Raw genomic sequence first — 18,260 nt, 5'->3', positions numbered from 1 at the left:
TTCTTCCCATCAGCTGATTGGCTTATGACCTCGAGCCCCTAGGAGCCGCAGCTAGATCGGGCAGTTTGCCCCCCACTTATACTCCTTTGATTCCTCTGAGTCTTGAAGTGGGGGTCTTACTGCCCGTTAGACTGCGATAAAATATATGGAGATACACTCATGCAGGAAAAATTATAGCATGAACTATGTATTTACACTTCTATTAATACATAAAGCGATTCATAAAGCGCAGGCGGTCAAATTGCTGCACAGAATCCTGGTCTACTCTTTTTCCGATTCGGGCCATCAGGCAGTTTGCAGGGTGAGAACTGATTTCCGGGTCATCTGTGGCGTACCATTCAAGACCGCCTGCATTCATCATCTTTTCCATGATTTTTCGATATTCCCATACATTCAGGCCAGTTCCTTTTAAATCCCAATGCCAATAATACTCTGTAGTTATAACAATATAATCCTCCATAGCATCATCCATCATAGATACTTTCAGGAGGCTCTTGCCTGTTCCTGAACCCCGGAAAGCAGGAATCACTTCTATAGCGCCCAATTCAATTAAATTATCCATCTTACCTTCCGACCAGCGTTCAAGAGGATCCGGATATAAGTAAGTGACATAGCCGACGATGGTATGTCTGTCTCGGGCCACTATTATTCTGCCCTCAGGCAATCCCGCAATTTCAACCAGGGCTTTATGCTGCTGTGCCGGCGGCCTGAAAGCGACAAGATCTTTATGAAACTCATAATCTGCCAATTTTTCGAGTGTAATTGGCCCCTCAATGATTAGTTTTCCATTGGCTGTTTTTAATTCCTTTGCATTATACGTTTTTTTATGTTCCATGTATTCACCACCCAGGTAGCATGATCAATGTATCTTCTATTATACATAAAAACGCGGATGATAAAGCGCTTTCACATAATTTTCTGTGTAATTTATAAAAGTTTGTGACAATTTACGAGTCTTGTCATAACTACTTTTTTCTTCTTTAAAATTTTAAAAATTGAGAAAATATAATGTTTATACTATAATAATATCAAATCTAAATAAGGGGGAGAATGATTTATGAAAGTGGAAGCGCTGCCAGTAACACAAGGGGACTTCAATTTAAAAAATTATGATGAACTTTATGCAAATTTCAACTGGGCTGATGTTGAAAAAGAATTTTCCTGGAAAGAAACCGGCCGCATGAATATGGCCTATGAGGCTATTGACCGTCATGCGGAATCTTTTAGAAAAAATAAGGTTGCCCTTTATTATCGCGATGGGGAGAGAAATGAGAAATATACTTTTAAAGAATTGAAGGAACTATCCAATAAAGCGGGAAATGCATTAAAAGCATATGGCGATGTTGAAAAAGGCGACCGGGTGTTCATCTTTATGCCGCGTTCTCCTGAGCTCTATTTTGCCGTATTGGGGGCTGTTAAGCTGGGGGCTATTGTGGGTCCTCTATTTGAAGCTTTCATGGAAGGTGCTGTCCGTGACAGGCTTGCTGACAGTGAAGCAAAAGTCCTGATTACAACACCTGAGCTGTTGGAACGGGTGCCTGTTGACCAGCTGCCTGCTTTAAAGCATGTATTCCTAGTTGGGGAAAATATAGAGGAAACCGGACCATATGTTAATTTTAATAAAAGAATGGCTGAATCCAGCAGGAAGCTCCCAATTGAATGGGTTGACGGAAACGATGGGCTTATTTTACATTATACTTCCGGTTCAACAGGCAAGCCAAAAGGGGTGCTGCATGTACATAATGCAATGATTCAGCATTACCAGACAGCTAAATGGGTGCTGGACTTAAAAGAAGAAGATGTATATTGGTGCACTGCTGATCCAGGATGGGTAACCGGTACTTCATATGGTATTTTCGGCCCGTGGCTGACAGGGACTTCAAATCTTGTGGTCGGAGGCAGGTTCAATCCGGAGACTTGGTATAAAATGATTGAGGAGTATGGCGTTACAGTTTGGTATAGTGCTCCGACTGCATTCCGCATGCTGATGGGAGCGGGTGATGAAGTTGTGAAAAAATTTGATTTAAGCTCCCTTCGCCATGTCCTCAGTGTGGGTGAACCGCTAAATCCTGAAGTTGTCAGATGGGGTACAAAAGTCTTTAACATGCGCATCCATGATACATGGTGGATGACTGAAACAGGTGCACAGCTCATCTGCAATTATCCTTGCATGGAAATAAAGCCGGGATCCATGGGTAAGCCGATTCCGGGTGTAAAAGCAGCCATTGTCGATGATCAGGGAAATGAACTGCCGCCTAACCGTATGGGCAACCTTGCGATTAAAAAAGGCTGGCCTTCGATGATGCATACCATCTGGAATAACGAGCAAAAATATGAATCTTATTTTATGCCGGGTGATTGGTATGTTTCCGGAGATTCCGCTTATATGGATGAAGATGGATACTTCTGGTTCCAGGGCCGTGTAGATGATGTTATCATGACATCTGGCGAACGTGTAGGGCCGTTTGAAGTAGAGAGTAAACTGATCGAACATCCTGCGGTTGCAGAAGCCGGGGTTATCGGCAAGCCGGATCCTGTCCGCGGCGAAATTATTAAAGCGTTTGTTGCTTTACGGGATGGGCATGAACCTACTGAGGAATTAGTGGAAGAAATTCGCCAATTCGTTAAGAAAGGCCTTGCTGCCCACGCTGCTCCGCGTGAAATCGAATTCCGCGACAAGCTTCCAAAAACCCGCAGCGGCAAAATCATGCGCCGTGTGCTTAAGGCATGGGAACTGGATCTCCCAACCGGTGATTTGTCTACAATGGAAGATTAAGAAAGTTGAAGGCCGCTGTTCAAAAACAGCGGCCTTCATGTGCTTATGAAAGTATAAAACGGGAAAAGCAGACATCCAATCAATGGATCTCTGCTTTTCTTTTTAACCATTTTCAGCTGATGTCTCTCCATCTTCACCAGATTCTGCTGGTTTTTCTTCCTTGGGCTTTTCTTCGGCTGGCGGATCTTTCGGTTTTTCTTCCTTAGGCTTTTCTTCTTTTGGTTTATCTTCCTTAGGTTTCTCTTCTTCCGGCTTTTTGCCGATTTCCACTGCATTGGATGGAGCAGACTCTCTGCCGGCAATGTCAACGGCTGTTACATGGATTGAGCCGCTTCCAGCTTTAAAGCTAAGGGAGGAGCCGGCTTTTATGGTACCGACTTTTTTGCCTCCGTTATAGACACGGTAACCTATCACATCTTTTTCGGGGTGTGCGCCCCATGTAATGCTTTCACCCGAAGCTTTTATGCCTGGAGCTGCCGGGGATTTACCGTTGTCTTTAAGCTGGTCAGCGCTAGTCAGGATGCTCTTCCAGCGTTCTTTATTCGGAATTAGAGTACTTAAATTTGCTTTGATGCCGAACAGCTTTTGAATATATTCCGGATTCACAACCATTCCAGGTTCAGTAAACTCTTCAGGTGTTGAATCAAGTGCCATATATTTTTTATCGCCAATTCGTACAAGTTTTCCATTGCCGAGGCTGTCATCCACTTTTGTAGGAACAAATTTGGCATTAAATAAATCAGTCTCGACCAGGCCAGCTTTTGAACATGCCTCTGAAGGGAGCAGGCCGGAAATAGCACAGAATGAACGTCTTACGATCCCGCCCGGCATTTTAAAGCTTTCGCTTGGGTCCACAAGGTCAGGGGCAACATCATATGCTGCATTCATCAGGTCAGCCCACAGATAATTATTTCTCAGGCTATAGCTTAATGGGCCAGGAGCCTTCAATGATTTAGGCGTATCATAACCAGACCAGATGCCGAAGGTGACATTCGGGTTGGTTGCCACAAACCAGGCATCTATGAATTCAGTACCAGTACCTGTTTTTCCCGCCCAGTCAGAACCGAACTTTAATCTGCTCTTAATCGATGTGGCAGTTCCACTGTTAATAACGTCTCTCATCATATCGATTGTAAGGTACGCTGTCTGCGGGCTAAATACATCAACAGGCTCGGACTTATGCTGGAATATGACGTTCCCGTCTTTATCTGTAATTTTTTCAATCATATAGGCGTCAATAAATTTCCCGCCATTAGCAAACGTAGTAAATGCGTTCGTATTTTCTTCTACAGTTACACCGTATTCCAGTGATCCGATGGATGTAGACAAGTTTGTATAGTCAGGGCCGATAAGAGAAGTAAAGCCCATTTTTTCCAGGTAAGCAGCAGGCCGCTGTCCGACTATATCCTTATAGAGCTTTACAGCAGGGACATTGTAGGAATGCTTAAGTGCATGTCTGGCCGAAACGAGCCCGCTATAGGTATTTGTATAGTTCTTTGGCCAAGGTCTGTTTAGTCCCGGAGCAAGGTGCAGCGGCACATCAGGCAGAATGGTGCCCGGCGCTGCTTTTCCAAGTTCTATTGCCGGAGCATAGACTAAAAGCGGCTTCATGGTTGAACCATTTTGCCTTAGAGCGCTTGTAGCATGGTTCAGCTGCTCGCGTTTGTGATCGCGTCCGCCGACAAAGCTGATAATTTTACCGGTTTTATTTTCAATTAGGATCGCACCAACTTCTACAGGCTCCATGATTTGCTTGTTTTCACCAGTTTCCGGATCCTTCACGGTCTCAGGTTTGTCCGGCCCGTAATAAGGGTAGTTATCTTTGACCTGCTGCATCTTATCATAAATATCTTTATTTATCGTCGTATGGATCTGGAAGCCATTTTGACGGATCGTCCGGTCTGCAAGAGTCCTGTATTCCTCCCGGACCTCGTCATCTTCTTTTAAGTCCTTCTCTTCGTATCCATCATTTTTTGCGAGAATTTTAGTCATGATGTCTACTGCGCGTTCTTCTATTTCATACGTTAAATATGGATACTTTTCCAAAGGGCTCTCTGAAGCTGTGGTAAAATCCTTTGTCAGGTCGTAGGCAATAGCTTCCTCATATTGCTTCTGGTCAATCTTTCCGTCATCATACATTCTTTTCAGAACTGTTTTCATCCTAGAAAAACCTGGTTCCAGATTCTCTTTGACCGTTCCCTCCCTTGTAAAAGGAGTGTAGCCGAATGGACTCTGAGGGAGACCTGCAATGAAAGCGGCCTGAGGCAATGTTAATTCTTTTGCACTCACCCCAAATATACCTTTGGCAGCTGCTTCAACTCCGGCAATATTACGTCCGGACGCATTTCTTCCAAAGGTGGAAACATTGAGATATGCTTCCAATATTTCTTTTTTATCAAAGAATTTCTCCAGCCGCAAAGCAAGGAGAATTTCTTTTGCTTTCCGCTCGAAAGAAACTTCATTCGTTAAGATTTGGTTCTTTATCAGCTGCTGTGTCAGCGTACTTCCGCCGGATTGAACAGATGAATTTGTAACTTCCTGGAACAGTGCGCGCATGATCGCTTTTGGCACCACCCCATCATGCTCGTAGAAATACTCATCTTCAGTAGCTACCACTGCATTAATTAAGTGCTCCGAAACGTCATCAAGCTTAACTTCCTCACGTTCAAGGTCTGTTCGGAGCTTTCCGAGATATACATTGTTTGCAAAGTATAGTTCGGATGTTTCTTCATAGTCATAAATATCCTTTTTCATGCTGGCATAGGATCGAATGGGTTCATCCTTTACAAGCGAAGCGAAATAACCGGCTCCGAGTCCACCGGCAAATGCACCGCCAATGACAGCCAGGATGATAAAAAGCAAAGTAAGATTCCATATGACCTGGTATGTAATACTTGCGCCTTTAGCGGCTTTCTTATTACCAAAAAGGCCCGGATTCTGCCTCAATTTATCCATTAACATTTGAAACTTTTCTTTCATCGTATCAATCCCCCTAAAATCACCTATATTATAGCACAACGTGACAGCTCAATATGACATGGTTCGCCATTTATCTGAAATTTCCTTTTTTGCACAGGGATTTGACATTTGGCTCATTTATATGATAAAAATATTCTATCTTAGACGTTAAATATTTTACAGGCATTGATGGGAATCCAGTAATGCTTCTATCCCTGTTTCAGAAAGCCGGCGTTTGCTGCGAGCCGGTACAAATAGAAGGATGAATTACCTCCCTGAGCTTTCACTGTCAACCTGCACAGCAGTTATAGCAGTGGACGGAATTATCCGTTATTCTGAAAGAGTGGAGGACATTTGTCCTCAATCTGGGTGGTACCGCGCAAATGATCATGCGTCCCTGCATAATTGCAGGGGCGCTTTTTGTATGGTTAAAACCTTCAATGCCTTGAAAATAACTGTTGATTAGGAGGATATAAGATGAGCTTACTTGAAGATCTGCAATGGAGAGGAATTGTTTATCAGCAGACAGATGAAGAGGGTATCCAAAATACTCTCGAGAAAGAGAAAATTTCTTTATACTGCGGTGTTGACCCTACTGCTGACAGCATGCATATCGGACACCTGCTTCCATTTTTAACATTAAGACGTTTTCAAAAAGAAGGCCACCGTCCAATTGTACTTGTTGGCGGAGCCACTGGACTTATTGGTGATCCAAGCGGCAAAAGCGAGGAACGGAAGCTGCAGACTCTTGAAACAGTACAGCATAATGTGGACTGCATAAAGGGACAGCTGAAAAGAATTTTTGATTTTGAAAGTGAAAATGGTGCAATCATGGTTAACAACTACGATTGGGCAGGATCCATGGATATCGTTACGTTCCTGCGTGATTACGGGAAACATGTCGGAGTCAATTACATGCTCGCTAAAGACACCATTTCTTCCAGGCTGGAAACAGGGATATCCTTTACGGAATTCACTTATACCATCCTGCAGGCAATGGATTTCCTTCATTTATATGAGAACCATAACTGTAAAATGCAAATTGGCGGAAGCGACCAGTGGGGAAATATAACAACCGGACTTGAGCTTATCCGAAAAATGGCGCCTGAAGGTTCTAAGGCTTACGGCCTGACAATTCCTCTTGTAACGAAAGCGGATGGAACAAAGTTCGGCAAAACGGAAAGCGGCGCAATCTGGCTTGATCCTGAGAAAACATCTCCTTATGAGTTTTACCAATTCTGGATTAACACAGCAGATGCCGATGTAATTAAATACCTTAAATTCTTTACCTTCTTATCCCGTGAAGAAATTGAAAATCTTGAAAAAGCTGTTCAGGAAGAACCGCATCTCCGCAAAGCCCAAAAAGCACTTGCTGAAGAAATGACGCGTCTGATTCATGGAAATGAAGCATTAGAACAGGCTATCAAAATTACAGCTGCCCTCTTTAGCGGAGATATAAAAAACCTTTCGGCCTCAGAGATTAAACAAGGCTTTAAAGATGTTCCATCTTATGAGCATTCAGAAGGAGAGGAATTGGGCATAGTTGAGCTGCTTGTTGCTGCCAAAATTTCTCCATCCAAACGCCAGGCGCGTGAAGATGTGACGAATGGCGCTGTTTCAGTAAACGGAGAACGTGTAACAGAGCTTGATTACACTCTTACTGATAAAGACAAGATTGAAGGTCAATTTACTGTCATTCGCCGTGGAAAGAAAAAATATTTCCTGATTAAATACTAAAAATCAAAAGTCCTCCTGTGAAGGAGGGCTTTATTTATACAGAATTGAATCAAAAATAGGGGACAGATAGCTGATCCTGTTGATTAATGGAAAAATAAGGGTTGAGGGAGGAAAAAGGTAGTTAGTTAATCCAGAGATATAACAAAAAAACTGCCGAAATGCATCGGCAGTTTTAATATTATTAACGAGAGTAGAATTCAACGATTAGAGATTCGTTGATTTCAGCTGGAAGTTCAGAACGCTCAGGCATACGAGTGAAAGTTCCTTCTAGCTTGTCTGCATCGAAAGATACGAAGTCAGGTACGAAGTTGTTAACTTCGATTGCTTCTTTAACGATGTCAAGGCTGCGAGATTTTTCGCGAAGTGTAATTGTTTGACCAGGTGCTACGCGGTATGATGGGATATCAACACGAGATCCATCAACCATGATGTGACCGTGGTTAACTAGCTGGCGAGCTTGACGGCGAGTGCGTGCAAGACCCAAACGGTAAACAACGTTATCAAGACGTGATTCAAGAAGAATCATGAAGTTTTCACCGTGCTTACCAGGCATTTTGCCGGCTTTATCGAATAAATTGCGGAATTGACGCTCATTTACTCCGTACATGTGACGAAGCTTTTGCTTCTCCTGCAATTGTAATCCGTATTCAGAGATTTTTTTGCGCTGGTTTGGACCATGTTGTCCAGGAGCGTAAGGACGCTTTTCTAATTCTTTTCCAGTACCGCTTAGAGAGATTCCAAGACGACGGGATAATTTCCAGCTTGGACCAGTATAACGAGCCATTTAAGACTCCTCCTTTTGTGTTTTTATTTGGGTAAAATAAAAACAGAAACAGATGCGCACAACAATCATGTTCATTTTGTTTTCATGTACCTTCGCCCTAGCAGCAGAGGGTTACACAGTACCCCATCCCCAGAAACATATAAGTCACCAAAGGCGACTGAAGCTGGTTGAGGAACAAAATGAGTACATCAAGGTGCTCACATAGGCTGCAATATTTTACACAAGGAGTATTATATAATTTTCAGAGGATAAAAGTCAAGGTTATCTTTATTTTTTACTTCTTTTGATTTAAAACATGTACTCATTATATGGCAAAGTTTTTTTCTAAACCATATTTCACAAAACTTGCAGGAGTCTCTTCGAAACTGTGATATAATAAAGAAAAATTTGGCAGATTACTATCCTGCTAAAAACCGAATTGAAACGAAATAGCCACATTTTTACCGGGATTATTAATTTTGGTCCGTTATAATATACCTTATTGGTTTAAAGATTCATGATCTGAGACATTTGATGGGTGATAAGAAGATGGATACACTTGAACGTCAAATCATACTTAATATAAAAAGCCGCTTTTTTGATATTATCGATACGGAGAACGGTTTCTTTCATTATGAAAAATTACTGAATGAAATGCTTTCTGCCATTCAGGCCCTTACCGAAGCGGATGAAATAACCCTCTGCGTTTTTAATAAATGGAAGCAGGAGTTTTTTGCAGAAGCTTCCACAAATCCGGATGCTTTGGATTCACGTCGGTTTTCAGGTGATTTAAAAAGATGGGCTAAAACAAACAGAGAGTTCCAAAGGTTAGACACGGAGGTTACGGAGGAACAAATCATGATTCCTCTTGTAAAAGGAAACCAGCTGCTGGGCTGTATGATTCTAACAGGGTCATCAGGCTGTTTTCACACTTATCCAGAAAAAGTTTTTCAGGAACTTAGCGAAGAATGCGGGCAATTTCTTGATAAAGCTCAGGGTATGGCCAAAATTGCTTCTGAAGAGAAACGCTACAAACAGCTGTACCGCGTTACTGAGAAATTCCATTCTTCAATGGATATGGATATGGTGCTGGGGGAAATTATCTTTACTCTCCAGGAAATGTACCCCACTTTTACCTATTATCTTCTGCTGTCCCAGGATAATAATAATCATGGTGATCTGCCTATTAGAGATCTTGAATATGACAGCGAAAACATCGCGGCCATGCAGGCTTATGTCACGGGGGCTGTTCAATTTGAAGATTCCCTGCAGGAGGTTCGCTCTATTCTGTATGCTCCCTTAAAAGGGAAACAGGGGGTTTATGGCGTGCTTCAGGTTATTGCACCTAATACCATCATATTCCCTAAAAATGAAATTGAATTTATAACTCTTCTGGCCAATACTGCAGGCAGTGCCCTGGAGAATGCACAGCTTTACCAGCAATCCAAGCGGCTTATAGCGGATCTTCAATTAATTAATGAAACATCCCATCGCCTGAACTCGAATTTGCGCCTTACAGAAACGATGAACTTTATGTCAGATCAGATTATGCAGTCCTTTGATGCTGAAGAAGCCGGTTTCATCCTGATATCTGCTGATGCTTCTGATGTGAATATTATTCAGGGCAGTACTGAGTTTTTTCATACAAAAGAGGCAGAAAGCTATATCCAGTATATGAAGGAAAAGATCATCAGGGAGAAAGAGTCTCTTTTTATTGGAGATTTTTCTTTACAGTCCGAGGGTGCGGCGGGCTGCTTTAAATCCATTATGGCGGTACCGATGACCCAGTCTGGAGTATTAAAGGGATTTGCGCTTGTCCTGCACAGTTCTCCTTATCATTTTTCATTTGAAACATTCAAGCTGCTGCAATCATTGATTCATCATTCCACCCTTGCCTTTACCAATTCAATGCTAAGAGAAGAGCTCGAAAAGATGGTTGTAACGGATCACTTAACAAAGCTTTATTCACGAAGCTATCTGGATGATCGCATACATCAGTCCATGAATGAAGATCATGAAGGAACCTTTATGCTGGTTGATATAGATGATTTTAAATTGATAAATGATACATACGGACATCAGGTAGGCGATGAAATCATTATTCAAGTCGCCAATTTAATTAACAGCAATATTCGCGGCACTGATATAGGAGCAAGATGGGGCGGTGAGGAGCTGGCTCTTTACCTGCCCGGTGTATCATTGTCAGCGGGTGCGCTTATTGCTGAGCGGCTTGTCAGAAAGGTATGCCAGATTACAGATCCCAAAGTAACTATTTCTTGCGGAGTTTCGCATTGGAGCAGGGGAAATAAAGATTCATATGCTGCGCTTTTTAAGCGGGCTGACAGGGCTTTATATACTGCCAAGAATACAGGTAAAAATAAAGTGGTACTTGAGTCGGCAGCAGATTCATTTATATAGGGGACTGCCTTATTAAGAGGCAGTCTTTATTAATATTTTTCCAAAACAAATTACTTTCAAAAAATATGCAATTATCATATGCTGAAAGAGGAGCTTATTATAGCAAATAATGTAAGCGTTTTCAGCGAAGGGGAGAGTTATAATGGATAGAAATCATCGGTTTAACTTCGAGACGCAGGTCATCCATGAAGGATACGATGCAGAAAGCTTCAAGGGAAGCCTGGCGCCGCCTATTTTTCAGACGTCAACTTTTACTTTTGAGACAGCACAGCAAGGGGAAAAGCGTTTTGCCGGTGAAGAAGAAGGCTATATTTATTCCCGTCTGGGCAATCCAACAGTAAAGATGCTGGAAGAAAGAATGGCCGCTCTCGAAAAGGGAGAAGCTGCCCTTGCTTTTGGTTCGGGCATGGCCGCGGTTTCAGCTGTTCTGTTTGCTTTAACGAAAACAGGTGATCATATCTTATGTTCCCAGGGAGTGTATGGTTGTACATTTGGACTTCTGGAGATGATGGAGGAAAAATATAAAATCAGCCATGATTATTCAGCTATGGAATCAAAGCAGCAGCTGCTTGATCAAATAAAGCCTGAGACTGTCTGTATATATGTTGAAACCCCGATAAATCCAACAATGAAATTGGTGGATTTGAAGATGGTTGCAGAAGTAGGAAGGGAGAAAGGAATTCCAGTTGTGGTTGATAATACTTTCTGTTCTCCATATTTACAGAATCCGATTGAGCTGGGATGCGATATTGTCATTCATAGTGCGACAAAATACATCGGGGGTCATGGTGACGTAATTGCCGGCCTTGTTATTGGCAGCAAGGAATTCTTGAATGAAGTAAGGATGACTACACAAAAAGACATTGGGGGCATTATTTCACCTTTTGATGCCTGGCTGCTGCTCCGCGGATTGAAAACACTTGCAGTCAGACTTGACAGGCACTGTGATAATGCCGAACAGCTTGCATCATACTTATTGGCGCATCCAAAAGTGGAAAAAGTTTATTTTCCAGGAGACAGCAGTAATGCAGATTTTGAAATAGCACAAAAACAAATGAGGAAGCCGGGTGGTATGATTTCCTTTACTCTAAAAGGAGATAAAGAGACTGCTCAGGAATTTATGAACAGGCTGAATCTAATAAAAATTGCCGTGAGCCTTGGAGATGCAGAGACATTAATTCAGCACCCTGCAACTATGACGCATGCAGTTGTTCCAAAAGAATTCCGTGAGAAAATGGGCATTGAAGATACACTGCTGAGGCTTTCAGTCGGCCTCGAATCATGGGAAGATATCAGGGATGATCTGTCCCAGGCTCTTGAAGAAGTCTGATAAAAAAGAGATGGCCGTTTTTAAATGGCCATCTCTTTTTTGAAATCTTTTACAGGAAGGATACAAGTACCTCTGAGAATTGTTCCAGGTATTTTTGGTCAAGTTCATCAAAACGGTTTTTTTCCGGGGAATCAATATCCAGCACACCGAGAAGCTTGCCATCTTTGATAAGCGGAATAACGATTTCGGACAGTGAAGCAGCGTCACAGGCGATATGTCCAGGGAATTGTTGGACATCTTCAACACGGACAGTTACCAATTGCTTCGCGGCTGTTCCGCACACGCCCTTGCCAAGGGGGATTCTCACACATGCAGGCAGACCCTGAAATGGCCCGAGAACAAGCTCGCCTTCTTCCATCAGATAAAACCCTACCCAGTTTGTACGTTCCAGAAATTGATTTAGAAGTGCTGATGCGTTACTTAAATTGGCAATGCTGTTCGTTTCTCCTTCAAGAAGAGCAGAGAGCTGTTTAATCAATAATTGATAATTTTCTTCACGGGTTCCCTTGTATGATTCGACACTAAACATCACAAATCACCTTGCTTTCTCAAAGATATATGAATTTCCTGGAAGATGAACAGGAAATTAGAAGGACATTGTCGAGAACTTTATAAAGGATAAGACGATTTTAGCAAGAATGTTTAATTATCACAACAAATCCGTTTATGAATTCGCGTGTTTGGACAGAAACTTTACAAAAGAAAGTGAGGCGGGAACTTTGAAGAAAAATTCAAAAGAGGCAATTGTGTCTGCCGCTATCTCCTTATTTAATACGAAGGGTTTTTCTGGGACTTCCATCCGTGATATTGCAGGCAAAGCTCAGACGAATCCAGCGAATATCGCATACTATTTCGATAACAAACACGGGCTGCTTGAATATTGCTTTACTGCTTTTTTCGAAGGGTATATTCAGGAGATAGAGAAGGGGTTTTCATTTCTTGAGCAGGGAGCGGCTCTGAGCCTGAAAAAAATGGCGCAAAACATCATGGTTTATCAATTTGAGCATAGCCATTTAACAAGATTGATACTCAGGGAAATTTCAATAGATTCACAGGTGGTAAGAGAAATCATGTCCACTTATTTAGCAAAGGAAAAGTTTTATTTTGGCAAGGTGCTCGAAAGGGGCATGAAAACAAAAGAGTTCCGTAACCATTCAGCCAATTATATGATTATCCAGCTGAAAGGACTCCTGTCCATGCCATTTCTGAACACACATTATATGTCTGAAGTTCTGCATGTATTTCCTCATGAAAAATATTTCGCTGACAAATATACGAAAGAGATCTTCAACTGGGTTGATGGAGTCCTGTGCAATCATGCCGGAAAATCATATGCTGCTGTACTCTAAAGGTGTTTCATTCTATCAAGGCCCTGACCCATTTCCTTTGCCTGATGAGAATCGGATCCATATACCAGTGTAATGCCTTTTTGGGCCGCTGCTGCAGCAGCCCAGTCCGGAGGATAGGAATCCTTGCATAAAGGCTTGGCGAAACCGGCTCCATTATAGTCGAGTTCATAGCCATGGGTATGAACCTCATCAAGTATTTGGTTTATTTCCTCTCTAAATTCCCGATCAGCGGGATATTTTTTTTGAAATTTTTTCACCAGGGTGATATGCCCAATTCTTTTTGGTTTAAACGGTCCCAAATCTGCTTTTATAGATAAAAGCAAGGTGCGGAAATAATTCATATAAACTGCATCAATAGAACCATATTCTTCGATCATCTTTGCAAAAACATCCGGGCTGTAGTCCACGCATTCGTAGCGGCTGCCATGTTTTAGAAAATGTACAGATAAAATAGAATCATCCATGTATTTTCCATTTTTATCGAGGAATTCTTTAATCTCCCGTTCAAAGCCTTCAATGTAATCCACTTCAAGTCCCGCATTAATCCTGATTTTTCCTTGATAATCTGCTTTTATTCTTGAAATATCAGTAAAATATTTTTCAAGATTCTCCTTGCGCATCGCACTGTCCCGGGCAGGTGCCGGGTCCTCAAAGCCATCAGGGAGCGGAGCATGTTCAGTAAAAGAAATCTCCTTAAAACCCAGACTTATTGCTTTTTCAACATAATTTTCCAATGAATCCTTTGTCCCGTGCGGGCAATAGGGTGTGTGAATGTGGCCGTCTTTTAGCATATGAAGAGCTTCCTTTCTGAAATGGTTTAATGGATGCAGTACTCAAGTCTCTTTTTAACATATCTCCTAAATAAAGAAGGATATCTTTTATAAAAAGCGAATTGTTTGTATTTGAACAGTTCATATTGTTCAATTAAAAAGGCGGTTTACTGTTGCATATTATATATTAATTACTGAGTTGATTGCAGCGAGCAGCCTGGAGCGGAAATCAACGGACAACATTGAAAGGCAAAAACAACAATTTATACGAAAAGAGCCTTGAAAGAAACATTAAAAAAATTATAGATGCTATAGTTATTTTTCGAAAATAGCATTTTAGATGAGATATAAAAGAAGAAATTCATAAAAAAATGAAATAAATAGTCAAAAAATGTCGTTTACATGGTATCATAAAAGCATTGAAAATAACATGTGAAATAAAGAAACGCCTCACACTATTAAATAAAAACTTTACATATACATACTGGCTCGGGAACAGAACAGGGGGCTTTAAAATGGAATACATAATTGGAGCTATAGTCATTCTTTTAGGCCTATATCTCACCGGATATTTTTTAAAGAAAAAACATTACAAAGAAATTGACAGGCTGGAAACATGGAAAATGGATATAACGGACCGCCCTGTTCTAGATGAAATGTCTAGAGTTAAAAAGCTGAATATGACAGGGCAGACAGAGGAATTATTTGAACGCTGGAGAAATGAATGGGATGAAATAGTTACATCGCAGCTTCCGGATGTGGAAGAATTGTTATTTGATGCTGAAGAGAGCATAGATAAGTACCGCTTTAAAAATTCCCAGGAAATTCAGCAGAGAATAGAAAAAAGATTAACTGAGATAGAAGAAAACATCAAAAACCTGCTTGCTGAATTGAATGAACTGGTGGGCAGTGAAGAGAAAAATAGAGCGGAAATTGAAGAATTGAAGGAAATGTACCGCCAATGCAAAAAGTCTCTCCTTGCACACCGCCATACATTCGGCAAATCTGAAAAAATTCTTGAAGAACAGCTGGATGAAGCTTTGGCAAAATTTGAAGAATTCGATGACAAAACCGAAAAGGGCAATTACCTTGAAGCACGTGAAATCCTTCTTATAATCAAAGCGCTGATAGAGGATTCTCAAGCCAAAATGGAAGCTATCCCAAGCCTGATGGTTGACTGTCAATCCAAGATCCCTTCCGAGCTGGAAGAGTTGAGAGACGGATATAAGGAAATGCTGGAGCAGGGATATCTGCTTGATCATCTGCAGATTGATAAAGAAATTGAGAGGCTTGAAGAACAAGTAAATGTATATGCAGGCTCCATTGATCAGGCACAAATCGAAGAAGTTCAAACAGGGGTCGAAGAGATTAAAGATAATATTGAACATTTATACGACCTGCTCGAAAAGGAAGTACATGCCAGACATTACTTAAGTCAGCAGGATGAGGCAACAAGAACCATGCTATATAATAACCGTGATATGAACAACCAGCTAAAGACAGAGATAGCTGCTGTCCGGAATAGCTATCATGTTCCAGAAAAGGATCTTGAAATTCAAATCCACCTGGAGAAAAAAATAAGCCAGCTGTTCAAAAAATTCGAAGTGCTGGAGCATAAGATTAACAGCCAAAATACTCCTCATACACTTCTGAGAGAAGAGCTGGCTGAAGTCAAGGAACACATTGAGGAGATTTCAGATGAGCAGACAGCCTTTGCCGAAAAGCTTCAGGCCTTACGAAAAGACGAAATGTCTGCAAGGGAAAAAGTAAAAGAATTAAGCAAGAAAGTGGCAGAAACAATAAGGCTTATTTCCAAAAACAACGTGCCCGGAGTCTCCCAGGAATATAAATATTTGATCCAGGATGCGAAAGAAAGCATAGATAATGTGCTGGCTAAGCTCGATGAAAAACCATTGAATATTCCCTCGGTCCAGCAATATCTTGAAGTTGCGGTGCTGACTGTTGATAAGGCTGCTGATTCTGTGAGTGATATGATTGAGACGATCCTTCTAGCTGAGAAGGTCATCCAATATGGCAACCGATACAGAAGCAGTTATCCATCTATTGATAATGGATTAAGGGAAGCAGAGGCCTCATTCAGAAGCTATGAATATAAAAAAGCATTGGAGCAGGCTGCCTCTTCAATTGAAGAAGTTGAGCCGGGTGCGATCAAGAGAATTGAAGAATTAATAACTGAACAATAAAAAAACAGATCCGATTATCGGATCTGTTTTTTTAAAAGGAATCTGTCTGGCTCCTGCGATAAGCGTGCGCCAAGAGCTTCTTTATCGCTCTAACGGGCAGTTACACCCCCACTTCAAGAGTCAGCGGTATCCTCGAGAATAAGCGGGGGTCAAACTGCCCGCAAAGGCCCGAAATAAGGTCAAAGACTAAAAACGCCACATCCTGTGGCAACGTCTTTGTGACCCACCTCCTGTGGGCCTCAACTAAAAATCAGCAGGGAGAAAAGCACTCCCTGCTGATTGAAGTTTCACTTTATTTTTCGTTGCCAGCAATTATTTTTTTCGGCTCCCCAACAGCAATTGCCAGAAAGTAGCCTATAACAGCTCCAGCAATGGCAGGCACAATCCAGCCAATACCCTCAGCAAAGAATGGGAGGAATTGAAGTGAGTCTGTGATGAAGGATACGTCCATACCTGCTGTATTCAAGCCATCCACAAAACTAATTAATCCTGTTGGAATTAATGCCCCAATATATACCACTGAGTAGCCATTAAAGGCATTGTGCATAAACGATAGAAGTATCAGCACGATGGCCAGAGGATAAATGATGATCAAAATTGGCAATGAAAGCTGAATCAACTGAGTTAACCCAATGTTTGCAACCACCATACTGAACAGTGAAAGGATGATTACAATGGTTTTATAGGATATTTTTGGGAGCAGTTTATGAAAGTATTGCGCACAAGCGGAAACGAGTCCGATTGAGGTTGTCATGCATGCAACCGTTATAGCCAGCCCAAGGATCACTGCTCCCGCAGATCCAAATAGATAATGAGAAGCGGCAGATAGGATAGCGCCGCCATTATCGAATTCACCTATTGCATCTGTACTTGTTGCACCGATGTATGCAAGAGATAAATATACTGCCGCAAGGCCGGCAGCAGCTATCAGTCCGGCAGTAATGCAAATTTTCATTAGTGAATGTTTATTTGACACACCCATACCCTGTATGGAGCTGATAACGATAATACCGAATACCAGAGCTGCAATTGTATCCATCGTCAGGTAGCCTTCAATGAAGCCCTTAAAGAACGGCCCCTCTGCATATGCACCCACTGGCGCCTTCAATTCGCCCATAGGAGTAATGATGCTTTTTATAACCAGTACAGCAAGAATAATGAGCAAGGCAGGTGTAAAAATATTGCCGATTCTATCCACTAATTTCGATGGATTGAGAGAAAGCCAGGCTGTGATGCCAAAAAAGGCAATGGTATAAACCAATAACGAAAAAGCACTATTGGAAGCGGTTTCAGATAAGAACGGAGTAACCCCAATTTCATAAGCAACTGTCCCGGTACGCGGGATTCCGAAAAATGGTCCAATAGCTAAGTACATAATAATAGTAAAAATCATTCCGTATAAAGGGTGTACGCGGCTTGCAATTGTTTGTAAATCACCATTTTTAGCAATGGCGATAATTCCCAATAGCGGCAATCCAACCCCTGTAATTAAAAATCCAATAATAGCAGTCCATACACTTGTGCCGGCAGCTTGTCCCAGGAAGGGAGGGAAAATCATATTTCCTGCCCCAAAGAATAGAGCAAATAACATGAGTCCGACGGCAAGAATTTGTTTGGTTGACAGTGTTTTATTCTCCATATATATCCTCCTGAAAGAGTTCTATATCATAATGTTTAGAACATTTTCATATTAGCATAAGAACTAAAAAAAATGTCGAAAAAATACGAAGTCTTAATATTTAGTATTTTGTAATAGTAAATTCGAAATGTGCTTTGCTCAAATTACAATAATATCAGCCTCTCCACGTAAGAATTTATCCATTCATTTGGTTAAACTGCTCAAACTTGATTAATTTAAATAGTATAGATTTGGATAGTTGAATCTAATGCTTCAATTACAATTTCCATTCTTCACTAATTATGATAAGATTTAAAGTTGGCTAAAGGGTTATCGG

General features: G+C 41.4%; 12 protein-coding genes and 1 other annotated feature. Of the genes, 6 read left to right on the top strand and 6 right to left on the bottom strand.

The window, feature by feature from the left end; translation table 11 throughout:
- Window positions 1–202: 202 nt before the first annotated feature.
- Window positions 203–835 carry a GNAT family N-acetyltransferase gene (locus BK139_RS16360; protein ID WP_076260808.1) on the bottom strand — a complete coding sequence of 211 codons (633 nt, stop codon included), beginning with the start codon at window positions 833–835 and terminating at the stop codon, window positions 203–205.
- Between the two features lie 222 nt (window positions 836–1,057).
- On the opposite strand from BK139_RS16360, the gene acsA reads away from it, so the two are divergent.
- The gene (gene acsA, locus BK139_RS16355; RefSeq protein WP_076260806.1) at window positions 1,058–2,776 is read left to right on the top strand and encodes an acetate--CoA ligase; all 1,719 of its coding nucleotides are present in this window, start codon (window positions 1,058–1,060) and stop codon (window positions 2,774–2,776) included.
- Window positions 2,777–2,878: 102 nt separating this feature from the next.
- Here acsA and BK139_RS16350 read toward each other — a convergent pair whose 3' ends face one another.
- Window positions 2,879–5,755: a transglycosylase domain-containing protein gene (locus BK139_RS16350; protein WP_076260803.1), complete on the bottom strand. Its 2,877-nt coding sequence runs from the start codon at window positions 5,753–5,755 to the stop codon at window positions 2,879–2,881.
- 156 nt (window positions 5,756–5,911) lie between these two features.
- Window positions 5,912–6,136: a binding site (T-box leader), on the top strand.
- A 75-nt stretch (window positions 6,137–6,211) separates the two neighbouring features.
- Here BK139_RS16350 and tyrS point away from each other — a divergent pair.
- Window positions 6,212–7,471, top strand: coding sequence for a tyrosine--tRNA ligase (gene tyrS, locus BK139_RS16345; RefSeq protein WP_076260801.1), 1,260 nt, complete (start codon window positions 6,212–6,214; stop codon window positions 7,469–7,471).
- Window positions 7,472–7,652: 181 nt separating this feature from the next.
- On the opposite strand, the gene rpsD is transcribed toward tyrS, so the two are convergent.
- Window positions 7,653–8,255, bottom strand: coding sequence for a 30S ribosomal protein S4 (rpsD, locus tag BK139_RS16340; protein WP_035330337.1), 603 nt, complete (start codon window positions 8,253–8,255; stop codon window positions 7,653–7,655).
- Between the two features lie 528 nt (window positions 8,256–8,783).
- On the opposite strand from rpsD, the gene BK139_RS16335 reads away from it, so the two are divergent.
- Complete coding sequence (locus tag BK139_RS16335) at window positions 8,784–10,652, top strand: sensor domain-containing diguanylate cyclase (protein WP_076260798.1); 1,869 nt, start codon at window positions 8,784–8,786, stop codon at window positions 10,650–10,652.
- Window positions 10,653–10,794: 142 nt separating this feature from the next.
- The gene (gene megL, locus BK139_RS16330; RefSeq protein WP_076260796.1) at window positions 10,795–11,982 is read left to right on the top strand and encodes a methionine gamma-lyase; all 1,188 of its coding nucleotides are present in this window, start codon (window positions 10,795–10,797) and stop codon (window positions 11,980–11,982) included.
- A gap of 49 nt (window positions 11,983–12,031) precedes the next feature.
- Here the strand turns inward: megL and BK139_RS16325 are convergent, their stop codons facing one another.
- Entirely contained in the window at window positions 12,032–12,511 is a 480-nt protein-coding gene (locus BK139_RS16325; protein ID WP_076260794.1) for a GAF domain-containing protein, read from the bottom strand.
- 190 nt (window positions 12,512–12,701) lie between these two features.
- On the opposite strand from BK139_RS16325, the gene refZ reads away from it, so the two are divergent.
- On the top strand, window positions 12,702–13,331 hold the full coding sequence (gene refZ / locus BK139_RS16320; RefSeq protein WP_076260791.1) for a forespore capture DNA-binding protein RefZ: 630 nt from the start codon (window positions 12,702–12,704) through the stop codon (window positions 13,329–13,331).
- Here the strand turns inward: refZ and hisJ are convergent.
- Window positions 13,328–14,122 carry a histidinol-phosphatase HisJ gene (gene hisJ, locus BK139_RS16315; protein WP_076260788.1) on the bottom strand — a complete coding sequence of 265 codons (795 nt, stop codon included), beginning with the start codon at window positions 14,120–14,122 and terminating at the stop codon, window positions 13,328–13,330. The genes refZ and hisJ overlap by 4 nt on opposite strands.
- Window positions 14,123–14,616: 494 nt before the next feature.
- On the opposite strand from hisJ, the gene ezrA reads away from it, so the two are divergent.
- Window positions 14,617–16,305, top strand: a complete 1,689-nt coding sequence (gene ezrA / locus BK139_RS16310; RefSeq protein ID WP_076260786.1) for a septation ring formation regulator EzrA — start codon at window positions 14,617–14,619, stop codon at window positions 16,303–16,305.
- 292 nt (window positions 16,306–16,597) lie between these two features.
- Here ezrA and brnQ read toward each other — a convergent pair whose 3' ends face one another.
- Window positions 16,598–17,944, bottom strand: a complete 1,347-nt coding sequence (gene brnQ, locus BK139_RS16305) for a branched-chain amino acid transport system II carrier protein (protein WP_076260784.1) — start codon at window positions 17,942–17,944, stop codon at window positions 16,598–16,600.
- Window positions 17,945–18,260: the final 316 nt, after the last annotated feature.

This window comes from Paenibacillus sp. FSL R5-0490, assembly GCF_001956215.1.
Classification (GTDB): domain Bacteria; phylum Bacillota; class Bacilli; order Bacillales; family Cytobacillaceae; genus Cytobacillus.
This window is presented reverse-complemented; position numbering and strand designations above follow the sequence as displayed.

Excerpts from the sequence above, each read along its gene's own strand:
- BK139_RS16325 (WP_076260794.1), bottom strand. The coding sequence starts at position 12,511 with ATGTTTAGTGTCGAATCATACAAGGGAACCCGTGAAGAAAATTATCAA.
- megL (WP_076260796.1), top strand. The coding sequence starts at position 10,795 with ATGGATAGAAATCATCGGTTTAACTTCGAGACGCAGGTCATCCATGAA.
- BK139_RS16350 (WP_076260803.1), bottom strand. The coding sequence starts at position 5,755 with ATGAAAGAAAAGTTTCAAATGTTAATGGATAAATTGAGGCAGAATCCG.
- rpsD (WP_035330337.1), bottom strand. The coding sequence starts at position 8,255 with ATGGCTCGTTATACTGGTCCAAGCTGGAAATTATCCCGTCGTCTTGGA.
- acsA (WP_076260806.1), top strand. The coding sequence starts at position 1,058 with ATGAAAGTGGAAGCGCTGCCAGTAACACAAGGGGACTTCAATTTAAAA.
- BK139_RS16360 (WP_076260808.1), bottom strand. The coding sequence starts at position 835 with ATGGAACATAAAAAAACGTATAATGCAAAGGAATTAAAAACAGCCAAT.
- hisJ (WP_076260788.1), bottom strand. The coding sequence starts at position 14,122 with ATGCTAAAAGACGGCCACATTCACACACCCTATTGCCCGCACGGGACA.
- tyrS (WP_076260801.1), top strand. The coding sequence starts at position 6,212 with ATGAGCTTACTTGAAGATCTGCAATGGAGAGGAATTGTTTATCAGCAG.
- ezrA (WP_076260786.1), top strand. The coding sequence starts at position 14,617 with ATGGAATACATAATTGGAGCTATAGTCATTCTTTTAGGCCTATATCTC.
- BK139_RS16335 (WP_076260798.1), top strand. The coding sequence starts at position 8,784 with ATGGATACACTTGAACGTCAAATCATACTTAATATAAAAAGCCGCTTT.
- brnQ (WP_076260784.1), bottom strand. The coding sequence starts at position 17,944 with ATGGAGAATAAAACACTGTCAACCAAACAAATTCTTGCCGTCGGACTC.